General features: G+C 69.2%; 13 protein-coding genes. 8 read left to right on the forward strand and 5 right to left on the reverse strand.

Features of this window, described 5'->3' with window-relative positions:
- Positions 1 to 46: 46 nt before the first annotated feature.
- From PXH83_RS05575 to PXH83_RS05585, 3 genes are all read right to left on the reverse strand, one after another.
- Positions 47 to 823, reverse strand: coding sequence for an ABC transporter permease (locus PXH83_RS05575; RefSeq protein ID WP_274562685.1), 777 nt, complete (start codon positions 821 to 823; stop codon positions 47 to 49).
- A gap of 113 nt (positions 824 to 936) precedes the next feature.
- Positions 937 to 1,959, reverse strand: coding sequence for an ABC transporter ATP-binding protein (locus PXH83_RS05580; RefSeq protein ID WP_274557346.1), 1,023 nt, complete (start codon positions 1,957 to 1,959; stop codon positions 937 to 939).
- A 96-nt stretch (positions 1,960 to 2,055) separates the two neighbouring features.
- Positions 2,056 to 3,456 (reverse strand): NYN domain-containing protein, encoded by a 1,401-nt coding sequence (locus PXH83_RS05585; protein WP_274557348.1) that lies wholly within the window; start codon positions 3,454 to 3,456, stop codon positions 2,056 to 2,058.
- Between the two features lie 286 nt (positions 3,457 to 3,742).
- On the opposite strand from PXH83_RS05585, the gene PXH83_RS05590 reads away from it, so the two are divergent.
- A complete protein-coding gene (locus PXH83_RS05590; protein ID WP_274557351.1) occupies positions 3,743 to 3,922 on the forward strand; it encodes a hypothetical protein in 180 nt (59 codons plus the stop codon).
- Positions 3,923 to 4,024: 102 nt separating this feature from the next.
- Here the strand turns inward: PXH83_RS05590 and dnaE are convergent, their stop codons facing one another.
- Complete coding sequence (gene dnaE, locus PXH83_RS05595; protein ID WP_274557353.1) at positions 4,025 to 7,570, reverse strand: DNA polymerase III subunit alpha; 3,546 nt, start codon at positions 7,568 to 7,570, stop codon at positions 4,025 to 4,027.
- Positions 7,571 to 7,760: 190 nt separating this feature from the next.
- Between dnaE and PXH83_RS05600 the strand changes: the two genes are divergently transcribed.
- From PXH83_RS05600 to PXH83_RS05625, 6 genes are all read left to right on the forward strand, one after another.
- Complete coding sequence (locus PXH83_RS05600) at positions 7,761 to 9,110, forward strand: DUF2252 domain-containing protein (RefSeq protein WP_274557355.1); 1,350 nt, start codon at positions 7,761 to 7,763, stop codon at positions 9,108 to 9,110.
- Positions 9,111 to 9,163: 53 nt separating this feature from the next.
- Positions 9,164 to 9,871 (forward strand): hypothetical protein, encoded by a 708-nt coding sequence (locus PXH83_RS05605; protein ID WP_274557357.1) that lies wholly within the window; start codon positions 9,164 to 9,166, stop codon positions 9,869 to 9,871.
- Positions 9,872 to 9,911: 40 nt separating this feature from the next.
- Complete coding sequence (locus tag PXH83_RS05610) at positions 9,912 to 10,730, forward strand: DsbA family protein (RefSeq protein ID WP_274557360.1); 819 nt, start codon at positions 9,912 to 9,914, stop codon at positions 10,728 to 10,730.
- Positions 10,731 to 10,815: 85 nt separating this feature from the next.
- Complete coding sequence (locus tag PXH83_RS05615; protein ID WP_274557362.1) at positions 10,816 to 12,459, forward strand: alkaline phosphatase D family protein; 1,644 nt, start codon at positions 10,816 to 10,818, stop codon at positions 12,457 to 12,459.
- A 284-nt stretch (positions 12,460 to 12,743) separates the two neighbouring features.
- Complete coding sequence (locus tag PXH83_RS05620; protein ID WP_274557364.1) at positions 12,744 to 13,751, forward strand: zinc metalloprotease; 1,008 nt, start codon at positions 12,744 to 12,746, stop codon at positions 13,749 to 13,751.
- A 25-nt stretch (positions 13,752 to 13,776) separates the two neighbouring features.
- Positions 13,777 to 15,390: a serine/threonine-protein kinase gene (locus tag PXH83_RS05625; protein ID WP_274557366.1), complete on the forward strand. Its 1,614-nt coding sequence runs from the start codon at positions 13,777 to 13,779 to the stop codon at positions 15,388 to 15,390.
- 49 nt (positions 15,391 to 15,439) lie between these two features.
- On the opposite strand, the gene PXH83_RS05630 is transcribed toward PXH83_RS05625, so the two are convergent.
- Positions 15,440 to 16,009 (reverse strand): dienelactone hydrolase family protein, encoded by a 570-nt coding sequence (locus tag PXH83_RS05630; RefSeq protein ID WP_274557368.1) that lies wholly within the window; start codon positions 16,007 to 16,009, stop codon positions 15,440 to 15,442.
- Positions 16,010 to 16,047: 38 nt separating this feature from the next.
- On the opposite strand from PXH83_RS05630, the gene PXH83_RS05635 reads away from it, so the two are divergent.
- Complete coding sequence (locus PXH83_RS05635; RefSeq protein ID WP_274557369.1) at positions 16,048 to 17,277, forward strand: mechanosensitive ion channel family protein; 1,230 nt, start codon at positions 16,048 to 16,050, stop codon at positions 17,275 to 17,277.
- The last annotated feature ends 11 nt before the right edge of the window (positions 17,278 to 17,288 follow it).

Below are 17,288 nucleotides of genomic sequence, written 5' to 3' on the forward strand. Positions count from 1 at the left end.
CCACGGCGGACCTGCACCGGACCGCCGGCAGACCCGGACCCGCCCCCTAGCGGACCGCGGCCCGCCGGTACGCCCACGTGGCGACGGCCAGCGAGACCACGCCGACGGCCGCGCAGACGGCAAGGTTGAGCGCGACGGCGAGCCAGTCGGGCTGCGCGTCGAAGGTCCTGGCGAAGGCCTCGACTCCGTACGTCGACGGCAGCAGGTCACGCACGTACGAAATCGGCCCGGGCAGCCGCTCCGCCGGCAGCACGCCCAGCAGCAGCGCCGCGGACATCCCCAACTGGCCGAGCAGCGTTGCCAGTTCCTGCCGGGGCGCGAGCAGCCCGAGCGCCGCTCCGAGCCCCGCGAGCGCGGCCCCGGCCAGCGGGATCACCGCGAGCAGGACCCACAGATGCGTGAGCGGCAGCTGGAAGAGGGTGCAGCCGATCACGGCCGTGACGAATGTGCCGGGCACGGTGAATGAGGCGTAGGCGGCAGCCGCGCCCAGCACCACCGCGGCGGGCGGCACCGGCAGGGTGGCGTAGTGGTCGAGCCCGCCGCTCGACCGCATCTGCCCGAAGTACTGGGCGAGCAGATTCAGCGCTACGAAGGCGACGACAAGCACGCTCGACCCGGCGACGACCGCCCGCGCCTCGCCGCCCCCGTCGACGACCCCCCGCATCAGAACCATGATCCCGACGGACTGGAAGGTCGCCACGAAGAGCAGCGGGATACGAGCCACCCGCGCCCGGGACAACTGCGCCCGGTAGACGGCGGCGAGCGACGGCAGCAGCCGGGCACGCGGCGCGAGAGGCGCGGGCCCCTCGCAGGCACCAGCCACGGAAACGGGTCCCGTACCGGTAGCGGTACGGGCACCCGTACCGGCACCGGCACCAGCACCGGTCACAGACCAGGGCGCCGCCCCGCCCCGCACCTTGGGCACGTCACTCACACTCACGCCTTGACCAGCCCCTTCGTACCCTTCGTGCTGCCGCCGAGCGCCAGATAGACGTCTTCCAGACTCGGCGTCGCCAGCGTGAAGTCGTCGAGCGCCGCGAAAGCCGCGCCGCCCGTGACTGCGGCCACGGCCGCCCGCGCCTCGTCGGGGGCGAGCCGGAGCACCCAGCGCCGCCCGGACTCCTGCGCGGACTCCCGCAGCGCGGCGACCTCGGGCACGTCCAGCGGCGCCCGCTCCCGCCACAGGAGGTCGAGCCGCACCTCACCGGCGACATGCGCCTTGAGCCCGGAGGGGCTGTCGCACGCTATGACCTTGCCGCGCTCCAGCACCGCGACGCGGTCCAGCACGGTCTCGGCCTCGATGACGTTGTGCGTGACGAGCAGCACGGTCGCGCCGCTCTCCGCCCGCCGCCGGTCGACCGCGGCCCAGACAGCACGCCGCGCGACGGGGTCCATGCCGGTGGTCGGCTCGTCCAGTACGAGTACGGGCCGCTCCCCCACCAGCACGGCGGCGAAACAGGCGAGCCGCCGCTGCCCGCCGGACAGCTTCTTCAGCGGACGACCGGCGATCTCGGTCAGCCCGAGCTCTTCGAGTACGTCGTCCCGCTCGGCCCGCGCCGCCTTCGCGGTGAGCCCGCGCAGCCGTCCGGTCGTCTCGGCGGCGAGCGAGACGGTCAGCTCGTCGAGCGCGGTGGATTCCTGCCCGAGGTACGCGACGAGCCGCGAGGCCCGTTCGGGATGCCGCACCAGATCGTGGCCGAGGAGCTCGACGCTTCCGGAATCCGGCCGCATGAGTCCGGTCAGCTGGCGTACGAGGGTGGACTTGCCGGCGCCGTTGGGCCCCAGCAGTCCGAAGATCTCACCGCGCCGTACGTCGAGGGAGATCCCGTCGGTGGCACGCACGGCGGGGGTGCCGGGCGTTCCGCGGCGGCCCCGGGCGGCGGGATACGTCTTGACCAGCTCACGCACGGCACAGACGACTGCCGTGCCGCGTCCCGCCTGTGCTGTGCCCGTACTCACGAGGGACGAGCCTACGGGGTTCCGGACCCCGCACCGTCCCCGGGGCCGCTTCCCCCACCGCCGCGCGCGTCCTCCCCCCACCGTCCCCGGGACGGGCTACTCCCCCGCCGTCACGTGCTCCGCCGCTGCCCGCACATCGATCTCGCGCCAGAAGCCCGCCCTGATCGCGTACCGGTCGTGCTCGTCGATCTGATCGTCCTTGTGCGCCAGCAGCCCGAACCGGGCGGCGTACCGGAGCAGTTCGCCGTCGATACGGTGCGGGATGCGCGGGTACATCGTCGAGAGCTTCTGCGTGTGGCCCGGGTCCGGCAGCCGTTCCATCCAGCGCCGGGCGAAGACCTGGCCGACCTCGAACGGGTCACCGCCAACCGTGGTGATGTCCTCCTCGCGGTCGGCCCAGCGCTGCTCCGCACTGGTCAGCTGGGCCAGGGTGGGCAGCAAGGCGGTCTCGGCCGGTTCGCCGAGCGGGCTGCTGCCGCCCGGGCGTTCGGCCCAGCCCTTGTCGGAGGACCAGCGCAGCGTCGCCCCGGCCCCGCTGGTCGCCGCCGTGCCGCTCGGATGCTGCGCCGCCTGCGTGCCGGGGCCGCGCAGGCTCGCGAGGTCCTTCGGGGTGGGTACGCCTTTGGGGCCCTGCCCACTGTGCGTCTCCGCGGACCCGTTGTCGCCGGAGGCGGGGGCCTCGGCCGGGGCGGAGCCGGGGCCGGATCCGTCTACGGAAGGGGTGTCACCCGGGGCGCCCGCCGACGACCCGTTCCTCGCGGCCGCCGCCTCGGCTTCGGCGTGCGCCTGTGCGTGAGCCTGCGTGTGTGCCTGGGCGTGTGCCTGCGCCTGGGCCGCCCGCTCCGCCGACGCGGCGAGCGCCGACTCGGGCAGCGGGGCCGACAGAATCGCGGCGATTTCCGGCCGCGGCGCCGGCGGCGGCGCGCAGATCCCGGTGAGGTCCTTCGCCCGTACTGCCTTGGTGATCCACGCCCGGTCCAGGACGCGGCGCTCGTCGGCCTCGGCGACCAGATCCTCGGACTGGTTGTAGTCGCCGTCGGCGGCCTGCACGGCCCACAGGTGCACCGCTACGCCGTGCTCCTTGGCGGACATCAGTCCCGGTAGCAGATCCCCGTCCCCGGTCACCAGGACGATGTCGGAGCAGGCGCGATTTCTGGCCAGTTCGGTCAGCTCCGCATGCATCGCGGCGTCGACGCCCTTCTGCGCCCAGCGCCCGTCGCTGCGGGTCAGAGCGCCCAGCCGGACCGTCACCCGCGGCATGACCCTGAGCCGCCGGTGCTCGGGCTGCGGCACGCGGTCGGGGGCGCCGTCGAACCAGTAGATGCGGAGCAGCGGTTGTTCCGTATCGGCTTCTGCCCGCTCTCGCAGGCCCTGGATCAGGGCTGCGTGATCGACGGTGATGCGGGAACGGGCCGGTTCTCCGGCGAGCAGGCTCGCGGCGGCGCCCAGCAGATATCCGGCGTCCACCAGGACGACGCAGCGGTCCACGCGTTCCACCCTCTTTCGGGAACCTCGGGATCGGAAGGTACTTCAGGAGGCGTTCGGGCTTCAGCTTCGGGGTTCGGTTTCGGTGTTCAGTTTCGGGCTTGACTCAGGCTTCCTTCGAGTCTGCCCGACTACGTGAGGGTTAACGGCCGGAACTCGATCATCGGCGTGGCGGAAGCCGAAGTTGCTTCACAGCGGCCTCAATTACGCACGGTAATGATCCAAAATGCGTTGTTTGTCGGTCTGTGTGAGTCTGGTCCCGGCCCTGGCCCCTAGACCCCACACAGGAGGCAGCACCATGGCCAAGAACAAGAATCGCAAGGGCGGCGCCCAGCAGGAGCGCGCGTCGGCGGCGGAGCGTGGAGCAGAGCAGGCGAGGGACAGTGCCTACGAATCCCAGGCTCAGCCGCAGACTCAGGCGCAGGGCAGTCCCGCCGATGTTGCCCGTAAGCACCAGCGGCGCTTTGGCCACAACTGATCACGCCGCGCACAGCACCAGAGGTACAGCGCGAAAGAAGGGGCGCACCCGTGACGACGGGGGCGCCCCTCAGTGGTTGTCCAGCTCTTTTCCCAGTGCCCGTCAGCCCGCCAGGCAGGACGGGCCGAGCAGCACCTTCAGGTCGCCGAAGAGCGCCGGGTCCGGCTGAACGCGGTGCCGGTCGAGCCGCAGCACCGTCGTCTTGCGCGCCCCCTGGAGCTTGATCCGGACCTCCGTGTTGCCCCGGTGGTGGTTCAGGATCTCGCCGAGCTTGGTCACCATCGGCGGCGTGACCTTCACCGTCGGGATGGTGAGGACCACGGGCGCGTTCGTCCCGGCCGAGGACACGTCGGGGACCATCAGCTCCATGGCGACGAGCCGCGGAATGTCCTCGCGCTTGTCGAGGCGGCCCTTGACGAAGACCACGGTGTCCTCGACGAGCTGGGTGGACACCAGTTGATACGTCGCCGGGAAGAACATGCACTCGATGGAACCGGCCAGGTCCTCGACGGTGGCGATGGCCCACGCGTTGCCCTGCTTGGTCATCTTGCGCTGGAGGCCGGAGATGATGCCGCCGATGGTGACGATCGCTCCGTCGGAGTGCTCGCCGCCGGTGAGCTGCGAGATCGCGGCGTCGGCCTTGTCGCTCAGAATGTGCTCGATGCCGAAGAGCGGGTGGTCGGAGACGTACAGGCCGAGCATCTCCCGTTCCTGCGCCAGCAGGTAGGACTTCTCCCACTCGATGTCGGAGAACTCGACGTCCAGCCCGAAGCCCGGCTCGGAGGAACCGTCGTCCGCCTCGCCCATCCCGCCGAAGAGGTCGAACTGGCCCTCGGCCTCCTTGCGCTTGACCGCCACCACGTTGTCGATCATCGGCTCGTGGTGGGCGACGAGGCCCTTGCGGGTGTGGCCCATCTCGTCGAAGGCACCGGCCTTGATCAGCGACTCGACCGTGCGCTTGTTGCAGACGACCGCCTCGACCTTGTCGAGGAAGTCGGGGAACGAGAGGTACTTCCCCTTCGCCTTGCGGCACCGGATGATCGAGTCGACGACGTTCGTACCGACGTTGCGGACGGCGGTGAGACCGAAGAGGATCACGTCGTCGCCCTGGGCGGCGAAGTTCGCCTGGGACTCGTTCACATTGGGCGGCAGCACCTTGATGCCCATGCGCCGGCACTCGTTCAGATAGACGGCCGACTTGTCCTTGTCGTCCTTGACCGAGGTCAGCAGCGCGGCCATGTACTCGGCCGGGTGGTTCGCCTTGAGATACGCCGTCCAGTACGTGACGAGTCCGTACGCCGAGGAGTGCGCCTTGTTGAACGCGTATCCGGCGAAGGGCACCAGGACGTCCCACAGCGCCTGAATGGCCTGGTCGCTGAAGCCGTTCTTGCGGGCACCGGCCTGGAAGAGAACGAAGTTCTTCGCCAGCTCCTCGGGCTTCTTCTTGCCCATCACGCGGCGGAGGATGTCGGCCTCGCCGAGCGAGTACCCGGCGACGATCTGGGCGGCCTTCTGCACCTGCTCCTGGTACACGATCAGGCCGTAGGTGAGACCCAGGACCTCCTTGAGCGGCTCCTCCAGCTCAGGGTGGATCGGGGTGATCTCCTGGCGGTTGTTCTTGCGCTCCGCGTAGTTGGTGTGCGAGTTCATGCCCATCGGGCCCGGCCGGTAGAGGGCCGAGACGGCGGAAATGTCCTCGAAGTTGTCGGGCTGCATCTGGCGGAGCAGCGAGCGCATCGGGCCGCCGTCGAACTGGAACACGCCGAGCGTGTCGCCGCGGCAGAGCATCTCGTACGTCTTGGGGTCGTCGAGCGGGAGGTCGAGCATCTCCAGCTTGATGCCCTTGTTGGCCTCCACCATCTTGACGGCGTCGTCCATGATCGTGAGGTTGCGCAGGCCGAGGAAGTCCATCTTCAGCAGGCCGAGCGACTCGCACTGGGGGTAGTCCCACTGCGTGATGGTGACGCCGTCGGTGTGCCGCACCCAGATCGGGGCGTGGTCGACGATGGGCTCGCTGGACATGATCACGCCGGCCGCGTGCACACCCATCTGCCGGACCAGGCCCTCGACGCCCTTCGCGGTGTCGATGACCTTCTTCACGTCCGGCTCGTTCTCGTACATCGCCCGGATCTCGCCCGCCTCGTTGTAGCGCGGGTGCTTCGGGTCGGTGATGCCGCTGAGGTCGATGCCCTTGCCGAGGACGTCGGCGGGCATGGCCTTGGTGAGGCGGTCGCCCATCGCGTACGGATAGCCGAGGACGCGCGCCGAGTCCTTGATCGCGTTCTTGGCCTTGATCTTGCCGTACGTGCCGATCATGGCGACCTTGTCGGCGCCGTACTTCTCCGTGACGTACCTGATCACCTCCACGCGCCTGCGCTCGTCGAAGTCGATGTCGACGTCGGGCATGGAGACACGCTCGGGGTTGAGGAACCGCTCGAAGATCAGTCCGTGCTCGATCGGGTCGAGGTCGGTGATGCCCATCGCGTACGCCACGATCGAACCGGCCGCGGAGCCTCGGCCGGGGCCGACCGCGATGCCGTTGTTCTTGGCCCACATGATGAAGTCGGCGACGACCAGGAAGTACCCCGGGAACCCCATCTGGATGATGATGTCCATCTCGTACTCGGCCTGCTTCTGCCGGTCCTCGGGGACACCGCCGGGGTAGCGGCGGTTCATGCCGACCCGGACTTCCTCCTGGAACCAGGTGATCTCCGTGAAGCCGTCCGGGATGTCGAACTTCGGCATGAGGTTCTTCGCCTCGAACATGCCGGTGGTGTCGATCTGCTGCGCGACCAGAAGGGTGTTGCGGCAGCCTTCCTGCCAGGCGTCGGAGGAGTCGACGGCGTACATCTCGTCGGTCGACTTCAGGTAGTAGCCGGTGCCGTCGAAGCGGAAGCGGTCCGGGTCCGAGAGGTTCTTGCCGGTCTGGATGCACAGCAGCGCGTCGTGCGCGGTCGCCTCGTTGGCGTACGTGTAGTGCGAGTCGTTGGTGACCAGCGGGGGGATGCTGAGCTTCTTGCCGATCTCCAGGAGTCCGTCACGGACGCGGCGCTCGATCTCGATGCCGTGGTCCATCAGCTCCAGGAAGTACTTGCCCTCGCCGAAGATGTCCTTGTAGTCGGAGGCCGCCTGCACCGCTTCGTCGAACTGACCGAGCCGCAGCCGCGTCTGCACCTCGCCCGACGGACAGCCGGTGGACGCGATGAGCCCCTCCGACCACTGCGCGATGGTCTCCTTGTCCATGCGCGGCCACTTCGTCAGCCAGCCCTCGGCGTACGCGTCGGAGGACAGCCGGAAGAGATTGTGCAGCCCGGTCTTGTTCGCCGCCCAGATCGTCTTGTGCGTGTAACCACCCGAACCCGACACGTCGTCGCGCTTCTGGTGCGGCTGGCCCCACTGGATACGCCGCTTGTTGCGCCGCGACTCCGGGGCGACGTACGCCTCGATGCCGATGATCGGCGTCACCCCCGCCTTCTTCGCCGAATGGAAGAAGTCGTAGGCACCGTGCAGGTTGCCGTGGTCGGTCATCGCGATGTGCGACATGCCCATCTCGTTGCACGCCTCGAACATGTCCTTGAGCCGCGCAGCACCGTCCAGCAGGGAGTACTGGGTGTGAACGTGAAGGTGCGTGAAGGGCGGCTTGGTCACGGTGAAGGCCTCCGGCAAAACGGTCGGTGACAGGTCGGGTGGACAGCGCTGAAGTCTACTTCGGCCGACTGACAACGAAGGGGCACTCACGGGTACGGTCGAGCGTTGGACGGGGCGGAACCGGTCCCTTGCTCAGTCCAGTATTCAGCCCAAATCAGCCATGTACGCCATGCACCAGGAGGCCCCGGCGATGTCGGTCCAGCAGACAGCCGCTGCTCAGCGCGGCGAGCAGATTCTCGCCGTTTTCGGCACCGCGTTCGGAGAGCTCCTGGCGGCCGACCCGGCCGCCTTCCGGGTCAAGTTCCGCAAGATGGCCGCCTCGGCCTTCGCCTTCTACCGGGGCACGGCCTGCCTGTTCTACGCCGACCTGGAGCAGGACCACGCCGGATGGGGTGGCGGGAACAAACACAGCGGCCCGTACCTGGACGAGCGCACCGGCCGGGTCTGGATCCACGGCGATCTCCACGCCGAGAACTTCGGTACGTACATGGACTCCCAGGGCCGGCTGATCTTCAACGTCAACGACTTCGACGAGGCGTACGTCGGCCCCTTCACCTGGGACCTCAAGCGCTTCGCCGCCTCCGTCGCGCTCATCGGCTACACCAAGGCGCTCGGTGACGAACAGATCACCGAGCTGGTGCGGACGTACGCCGCCGCCTACCGCGAGCGCATCCACGCCCTGGCCACCGGCGCCAAGAATGACGAGGTCCCGCCCTTCACGCTGGACACGGCAGAGGGGCCGCTGCTCGGAGCGCTGCGCTCCGCGCGCTCGCTGACCCGCTTCGGTCTGCTGGAGACGATGACCGAGATCCGCGAGTTCGAGCGCCGCTTCGCGCCGGACGGCGGCGCCATCGATCTCGATGCCGCCACGCGCTACAAGGTGCTTGCGGCCTTCGACGGGTACCTGGAGACGCTGCCCGAGTCCAGCCTGACCCGCCCCGACTCGTACCGGGTGAAGGACGTCGTCGGGCGCCGCGGCATCGGGATCGGATCCGCGGGCCTGCCGTCGTACAACATCCTGCTCGAAGGCAACAGCGACGCCCTGGAGAACGACGTCGTGATCTACATGAAGCAGGCGCAGACCCCGGCCGTCTCCCGGCACATCACCGACGGCGCCGTCCACGAGTACTTCCAGCACGAGGGCCACCGCACGGTGATCTCCCAGCGTGCCCTCCAGGACCACGCCGACCCGTGGCTGGGCTGGACCGAGCTGGACGGCCGCGGGCAGCTGGTGGCGGAGGTCTCGCCGTACGCAGTGGACCTGGACTGGTCGGACATCGACGACCCGGACGAGATCGCGGCGGTCGTAGCCGACCTCGGCCGGGCCACCGCGACGATGCACTCGGCGGCGGACGACCAGAGCGGTCACTCGCTGGTGCCGTTCTCCACCGAGCGGGCGATCGACGCGGCGATCGCGGCCGACGAGGACAGCTTCGGCGACCTGCTCGTGGACTTCGCGCACTCCTACGGGGCGCGGGCGCGGGCCGACCACCAGATCTTTGTCGACTTGTTCCGCAATGGCCGGATTCCCGGGCTCTAGTCTCAGCGGACTTTAAGGGTCTCTTACGGGCGCACGTGGGAAACTCACGAGCTATGGACATCTCGGGGACGCGGCTCAGGGCGGCACGCGCGGCGCTTTTCACAGCGCTCGTCGTGACGCTCTCCGCCGCGTCCCATGTGCTGCTCTCGCGGGTCCCGCTGCCCCTGACCGTCGTCGCCGCGCTCGCGGCCGTCGTGTTCACCGTGGCGTACGCGCTGGCGGGCCGGGAGCGCGGCTTCGGGGCGATTGCCGGTCTGCTCGTACCGCTGGAGCTGGCCGCCGACACCGTGTTCACCACCGGACAGCACGTCTGTTACGGGCCCGCGGGCGGGCCGGTGGCAGGCTCCCTGCGCTCCGTCGGCCTGGACGTACTGTGCGGCGGCAGTGCCGGCAGTGCCAGTAGCGGGCTGGGATCACCGCTCGTACGGGTCACGGGCCCCCAGGAGAGCGTCGCCGCCCTCCTCAGCTCCCCCGATCCCGCCCTGCCCTGGCTGCTGCTCGCCGCCCACGTGACGGTCGGGCTGCTCGCCGCGGCCTGGCTGCGGCGCGGCGAGGCCGCGCTCGCCGGGCTGGTGCGGACAGTTGCCGCGTTCGCCTTCCGGCCGCTGCTGCTCGCGGTCGCCGTGTCGGCCTCGGCCCACCGGTTCGTACGGCGCGTGGTGCGCCCCGCGCGCCGTGCCCGTGCCGCCTTCCACGCCCGTCTGTTCGTGCACTCCGTCGGACGGCGGGGGCCGCCGCGCTCGGCATTCGTTTCCGCCTGAGCCCAGCCCCCTTTCCTCGCCCCACACGGAGAAAACGATCATGAGTGCACGCAACAACCAGGCCAACAAGGCAGCGGCCCGCGAGCGGCTGCGCATCGAGCGCGAGCGCCAGGCCAAGAGGGACAGGACGCGCCGTCAGCTGATCGTCGCCGCGTCGATCGTCGGGGTCCTCGCGATCGCCGGCGGCGTCGGATACGGCGTCATGCAGGCGAACAAGCCCTCCCAGTGGGAGGCCGCCAAGAACGAGAAGCAGATCACCGCGCCGGCGAACACCACGGGCAAGAACGGCACGACTCTCGTCATCGGCAAGAAGGACGCCAAGAAGACGCTGGAGCTGTACGAGGACTCCCGCTGCCCGGTCTGCGCGACCTTCGAGCAGGCCAACGGCGAGACCATCAAGAAGGACGTCGACGCCGGCAAGTACAAGCTCCGGTACGTCGGCGCCGCCTTCATCGACCGGACCATCCCGGGCGAGGGCTCGCGGAACGCGCTGAGCGCGCTGGGAGCGGCGCTCGACGTCAGCCCCGAGGCGTTCCTGGAGTACAAGGGCGCGCTGTACGCCCAGAAGAACCACCCGGCGGAGCAGGACGACAAGTTCGCCAAGGACGACTACCTGCTCAAGGTGGCCGACGAGGTCGACGCCCTCAAGGGCAACAAGGAGTTCCAGAAGGACGTGCAGGACGGCACCTTCGACGCGTGGGCGCTGAAAATGGCGGACACCTTCCAGAAGAGCGGAGTGAAGGGCACTCCTGCGCTCAAGATGGACGGCAAGACGCTCACCGGTTCGGGCGGCGAGGGCAGCCCGCCGATGACTCCTGAGGAGTTCAAGACAGCCATCGACAAGGCCCTCAAGGGGTAGTCGGCACACGGCACTTCACCCAAGGGTGGGCGAACATTCTTGCGTTTGCCCACCCTTCGGCCGTACTGATCAGTAATGTACGGTCGTGACCAGTCGATTTCCTTCATCTCCCAGCCGCCGCACCGTCGTAAAGGCCGCTGCTGCCACCGCTGTTGCCGTCCCTGTCGTCGCCGGTACGAGTTCCGCCGCCGCTGCCGTACAGAGACCCGAATTCCTTCATGGTGTTGCCTCCGGCGACCCGTTGTCCGACGGCGTACTCCTGTGGACCCGTATTACGCCGACACCCGACGCTGTACCGGGCTCCGGCAAGGGCCCCGATGTGACCGTGAGTTGGGAGGTCGCGGAGGACAAGGGCTTCTCCAAGACCGTCGCCCGCGGTACGACCGTCGCGCGGGCCGCGACCGACCACACGGTCAAGGTCGATGTAAGGGGCCTGCGCCAGGGCACCGCCTATTACTTCCGCTTCACCGCCGACGGCGCGGTCTCCCCCGTCGCCCGCACCCGCACCGCTCCCGCCGCCGACGCCGCCACGCCCGGTGTGCGCTTCGGTGTCGTCTCCTGTGCCAACTGGGAGTCGGGCTACTTCTCCGCCTACCGTCACCTCGCCGCCCGCACCGACCTCGACGCGGTGCTCCATCTCGGCGACTACGTATACGAGTACGCGACAGGCGGCTACCCGGAGCCCAAGTACGTCGTACGTCAGCACGAGCCGGCGCACGAGATCGTCAGCCTCTCCGACTACCGCACCCGGCACGGCAAGTACAAGACGGACCCCGATCTCCAGGCGCTGCACGCCGCGCACCCGGTCATCGCGATATGGGACGACCACGAGTTCGCCAACGACGCCTGGTCGGGCGGCGCGGAGAACCACACGCCGGGCGCCGAGGGCGAGTGGGCCGCGCGCGTGGCCGCCGCCAAGCAGGCGTACTTCGAGTGGATGCCGGTCCGCGCCTCCACCGAGGGCACCGTCTACCGCCGCCTGCGCTTCGGCAAGCTGGCGGACCTGCACCTCCTCGACCTGCGGTCGTTCCGCTCCCAGCAGGCCAAGGTCGGCAGCGGCTCGGTGGACGACCCGGAGCGTACGGTCACGGGCCGCGCCCAGCTGGACTGGCTGAAGTCGGGGCTCGCCTCGTCGGACGCCGTCTGGAAGCTGGTCGGTACGTCGGTGATGATCTCGCCGGTGGCCTTCGGCTCCGTACCGGCCCATCTCCTGGAGCCGATAGCCAAGTTGCTCGGCCTGCCCAAGGAGGGTCTCGCGGTCAACGTCGACCAGTGGGACGGCTACACGGACGACCGCAAGGAGCTGATCACCCACCTCAAGGACAGGGCGATCAAGAACACGGTCTTCCTCACCGGCGACATCCACATGGCGTGGGCCAACGACGTGCCGGTCAAGGCGGCGACGTACCCGCTGTCGCAGTCCGCCGCGACCGAGTTCGTGGTCACCTCGGTGTCGTCGGACAACCTCGACGACATCCTGCATGTCGCGCCGCAGACCGTTTCGCTGGTGGCGTCGGCGGCGGTCAGGGCCGCCAACCGCCATGTGAAGTGGCTGGACATGGACTCTCACGGCTACGGCGTCCTCGATGTGACCGCTGAGCAGTCGCAGATGGACTACTACGTCCTGTCCGCCAAGGAGAAGCAGGACGCGACGGCGGAGTGGACCCGCTCGTACCGCACGCTCAGCGGAACGCAGAAGGTCGAGCGGGTGAACCAGCCGGTTCGCTGATAGGCGATTTTCAGCCACGCGGGGCCTGTTACCAACAGATCACGCCAAGAGGTGGGTGGTGTTAATTCGCCATCCCGAATGCGGACACACCACCCGCCTCGGTAACCCCGGCAGTTACCTCTGGATCTCAAAGTCTGGACCAGGCCGAAAGTTTTCGCCCCGATGCCCCAATTGATCTGAGGATTGATTGGGCTTGATCACCACTGATCAATATCTGACATGCGCACGTAATCTCCCGGCAGCGGCGAGGAAGTCACCCTCGCCCACCCCCGCGAGGAGTCAACGTGCGAGCTATTGCCCGTATATCCCCCCTTCTGCGCAAGCGCTTCATCGGTACCGCCGTCATGGCCGGAACTCTTGCCCTGTCCACGCTCTCCGCACCCGCCGGAGTCGCCGTGGCCAAGGCCCCCAAGGCCTCCACGGAGAAGTGCGTCGAGGACACGCACGCGAGCGCCACCGCCCGCGAGGCACGCCCCTCGGGCGAGCAGCACGCCCACGAGCCCAACGAGGTGACCGCCGCCAAGGCCAAAGCCATGGACGCGGACCTCCAGAAGAGACTCGGCAAGCTCCGATCGTCCGGCGCCGCCACCGGCAGAGGGTTCTCGGCCACGGCCGTGACCAACATCCCGGTGTACTTCCACGTCATCCACAGCGGCACCACCGGCAAGCTCTCGGCGACCGACATCAACAACCAGATGGCGGTCCTCAACTCGGCCTTCGGCGGCCAGGGCACCGGAAACGTCAACTCCAACTTCCAGTTCACGCTGGCCGCCACGGACTACACGGACAACGCCTCCTGGTACAACCTGGCCTCCGGCTCGACCGCCGAGAAGGAGATGAAGTCCACCCTGCGCCAGGGCGGCCCCGGAGCCCTGAACTTCTACACCGCCAACCTCAGCGGCGGCCTGCTCGGCTGGGCGACCTTCCCGAGCTCGTACAACTCCAACCCGGGCATGGACGGCGTCGTCGTGCTCGACAAGTCGCTGCCCGGCGGCTCCGCAGCCAACTACAACGAGGGCGACACCGCCACCCACGAGGTCGGCCACTGGATGGGCCTCTACCACACCTTCCAGGGCGGCTGCAACGGCAACGGCGACTACGTCACCGACACCCCGGCCGAGAAGAGCCCGGCGTACCAGTGCCCGACCGGCCGTGACTCCTGCGCCAGCAAGACCGGCACCGACCCGATCCACAACTTCATGGACTACACGTACGACAACTGCATGTACCAGTTCACCCAGGGCCAGGTGACGCGGATGAGCAACAGCTGGACCGCGTACCGCGCCGGCTGACCGGACGGTCCTCTACCCTGACGCCATGAGCGGGCCGGGGGACATCGTAGACGGGCGTTTCGAGCTGTTGGAGCGGCTCGGCAGCGGGGGAATGGGCACGGTATGGCGTGCTCGTGACACCGCCCTCCACCGCGAGGTCGCCCTCAAGGAAGTCCGTCCCTCCGGCCCCGCGTCGACGGGTGATGCCGAGGCCTCGCGTGTCCTGCGGGAGCGGGTACTGCGCGAGGCCAGAGCACTGGCCAGGATCAACCACCCCCATGTGGTGACCATCCATCACATCATCGACGAAGCGCCTCACCCCTGGCTCGTGATGGAACTCGTTCCGGGCCACACCCTTCAGCACTGCCTGGAGCAGGGCCCCTTGCCGCCCCAGGAGGCGGCGCGCACCGGCCGTGAGGTCCTCTCCGCCCTGCGCGCCGCCCACACCGCCGGGATTCACCACCGCGACGTGAAACCGGCCAACGTCCTCCTGCGGGCGGACGGCAGCGCCGTCCTGACCGACTTCGGCATCGCCGCACTCCAGGACTCGGCGTCCCTGACGATGACCGGCGAAGTGATCGGCTCCCCCGAGTACATGGCGCCCGAGCGCCTCCGCGGCGCGGCCGAGACCGCGATCCTTCCCGTAGGGGCGTCCGACTTCTGGTCGCTCGGCATGATGCTGTACGTCTGCGTGGAGGGCGTAAGCCCGATGCGCCGCGGCAGCACGCTCGCCACCCTGGCCGCGGTACTCGACGACCCCATTCCGCCGCCCCGTCAGGCAGGTCCGCTCGGGCCCGTACTGGCCGAGTTGCTGGTACGGGATCCCACTGCGCGGCCCGATGCGGACCGGCTCGACGCGCTGCTGGCAGGCGCTGCGGCGGGGCGCCTTCCGGCACCGCCTCCCCTGCCCGTACCGCCGTCGCCGACGCATTTCGACCCCTCTCGGCCTGCCGCGTACACACCGCCCCTTCCGCCGCAGTCACAGCAGACCGTGCAGTCCGTACGGTCGGAGCCGTCAGTGCGGCCCGAGGGGCAGCGCCGCAACCGGGCGCCCTTCGCGGCGGCGGCCGCCGTCGTCGCTCTCGCCCTGCTGTGCGCCGGTGCGTACGCCGTGCTGAAGCCGGAGGGCAAGGCGGGCACGACGGCAGGGCTGGGCGGCAGCGGCAGCACCACGACGGTCACCGCGAGCGCCACACCGGACACCAAGGGCCCGGAGACTTCCCCCGCCCCGTCCACGCCGGCTCCAACCGCACCGCCACCGACCACACCGCAGTCGACACCACCGCCCACAAAGACGTCCGCCACGCCGCCGCAGCAGCCGCCCGCCGTGGCCGACAGCTGGATCGCGCAGCTCCACTCCGAGCCGCTGTCGTCCGGAAGCGCCGCGCTCGACCGCCGCCTCGCGACTGTCCGTCGGCAGGTGCCCGGCGCCCAAGTGCTGCGCAGCGACGACTTCTCGTCGCTGCGGCCGGGCTACTGGGTCATCTACGCCCCGGGGCCGTTCAGCAACGGCCGCCAGGCGCTGTCCTTCTGCGCCGAGCGCGGCCGTACGACGGCCAATGAGTGCGTGGGCCGCTGGGTGAGCGACAGCACGGCCCACCGGACCTACCTGTGCCGCCCGCCGGCGAGCGCCCCGACCGGCCGCTGCACGCGCCCGTAACCGCCAGAGCCTCCAGAGCGCACAGAGCGCCAGGAGCACCCGACAACCTCTAGAGCGTCGCCAGGAACCCGATCGCGACCTTCCACGTCTGCTTGGCGGCCGCAGCGTCGTAGTCCGGCAGGTCCGGGTCGGTGTAGACGTGCCCGGCCCCCGGATAACGGTAGATCTCCACGTCCGCGCCGATCCGCTGCATCCGCAGATACCAGGTGTTCAGCCAGTCGTCCGACTCAAACGGGTCGGGGTCCGCGACATGAAGCTGTACGGGCAGGCCGGGCGCCGACGCATTGTCCGCGATGTCCGAAGTCCCGTGCAGAAGCAGCAGGCCGCGGGCCCTTTCGTCACCGAGCGCCAGAGTCTGCGCGACGGAACCGCCGAAGGAGAAACCGGCGTACACCAGACCGCTCTCGGAGTGCGGGGCGGCGGCCTGAACGGCCCGCTTGAGCAGCTCGTCGCGGCCGATGCTGTCCTTGAGCGCCATCCCCTCCTCCACGGTTTCGGCAGTTTGCCCCTCGAAAAGGTCGGGCACGTGCACCTGGTGCCCGGCGGCACGGAGCCGTTCCGCGGCAGCGTGCACCGCCGGCCGCAGACCGTAGACGGAATGGAAGAGCATGATGTCCATGCCGTCATCCTGCCAGTTGGCGTCGGAGTCTCGGAGTCATGGAGAACGTGCTGCGCCCGTTGACCGTCATCGGTGGCTCCGTCGTGCTCACGCTGCTCGTCGGCTGGGCCGCCGACCTTCTGCTGCGCCGGACCGATGCCCGCCACCACGAGACCCCGATGTGGGACCTGCTGCGCCGGTGCCGTCTGCCGCTTCAGGTCGTCCTCCTCACGGCCATGCTGAGAGGGATGTACGAGCAGACGGACCTGAGGGTCGTCCGGGAGCACAGGGACGGCATCGGCCAGGTCCTTTCGCTGGCGCTGATCGGCGCCGGTGCGTGGCTGGTGGTACGGATCACGTCCGCCGTGGTCGAGTCGTCGTATGCCCGCTACGCGTCCACCACACGCGATCCGGCCCGGGTACGGCGCGTCCGTACCCAAGTCACGCTCATCATGCGGATCGTGACCGCGGTCGTCGCCGTGGTGGCCGCCGCCGCGATGCTGCTGACCTTCCCCGGTATGCAGACCGCAGGGAAGTCGGTACTGGCCTCGGCCGGAATCATCGGCATCGTCGCCGGTGTCGCCGCCCAGTCGACTCTCGGCAACCTCTTCGCGGGCTTCCAGATCGCCTTCGGCGACATGGTGCGGATCGGCGACACGGTGGTCGTGGACGGCGAGTGGGGTGTGGTGGAGGAAGTCACGCTGACGTTCCTGGCCGTACGGACCTGGGACGAGCGGCGGATAACGATGCCCGTGTCGTACTTCACCAGCAAGCCGTTCGAAAACTGGTCGCGCGGCGGGGCCCAGATGACCGGCACGGTCTTCCTTCAGCTGGACCACAGTGCCCCGGTGAGTCTGATGCGGGAGAAGCTCCGGGAAATCCTGGCCGCTTGCGAGGAGTGGGACGGCCGCGACTGGAGCCTTGCCGTCACCGATACGACGCCGAGCACGATGGAGGTACGGGCCGTCGTCACCGCGAAGGACGCGGACGACGTGTGGACGGTGCGGTGTGTCGTACGGGAGCAGCTGATCGCCTGGTTGTACGAGCACCATCCGTACGCACTGCCCCGGATCGCCACGTCCGCGGCCGCGCCGGCGCCGGACGGCCAGTGGCCCGAACTGGGCAAGGCCGACAGGCGTCCGCCGCGTGCCGAGGAGGTGCTCACCAACAAGTCCGACAACCCGGACGGCACGGACGACGCGGACCGCACGGACCACGTGGACCGCACCGACCGCACCGACCGCACCGACCGCACCGACGACGCGATCCCGCGCACCGGCCGGGGCTAGGGCTTGCCCCC

The sequence above is a fragment of the Streptomyces spiramyceticus genome (assembly GCF_028807635.1).
In the GTDB taxonomy this organism is placed as follows: Bacteria; Actinomycetota; Actinomycetes; order Streptomycetales; family Streptomycetaceae; genus Streptomyces; species Streptomyces spiramyceticus.

Bases quoted from the DNA above. Each gene is read 5' to 3' on its own strand.
- PXH83_RS05590 (WP_274557351.1), top strand. From the start codon at position 3,743: ATGGCCAAGAACAAGAATCGCAAGGGCGGCGCCCAGCAGGAGCGCGCG.
- PXH83_RS05600 (WP_274557355.1), top strand. From the start codon at position 7,761: ATGTCGGTCCAGCAGACAGCCGCTGCTCAGCGCGGCGAGCAGATTCTC.
- PXH83_RS05605 (WP_274557357.1), top strand. From the start codon at position 9,164: ATGGACATCTCGGGGACGCGGCTCAGGGCGGCACGCGCGGCGCTTTTC.
- PXH83_RS05610 (WP_274557360.1), top strand. From the start codon at position 9,912: ATGAGTGCACGCAACAACCAGGCCAACAAGGCAGCGGCCCGCGAGCGG.
- PXH83_RS05625 (WP_274557366.1), top strand. From the start codon at position 13,777: ATGAGCGGGCCGGGGGACATCGTAGACGGGCGTTTCGAGCTGTTGGAG.
- PXH83_RS05630 (WP_274557368.1), bottom strand. From the start codon at position 16,009: ATGGACATCATGCTCTTCCATTCCGTCTACGGTCTGCGGCCGGCGGTG.
- PXH83_RS05635 (WP_274557369.1), top strand. From the start codon at position 16,048: ATGGAGAACGTGCTGCGCCCGTTGACCGTCATCGGTGGCTCCGTCGTG.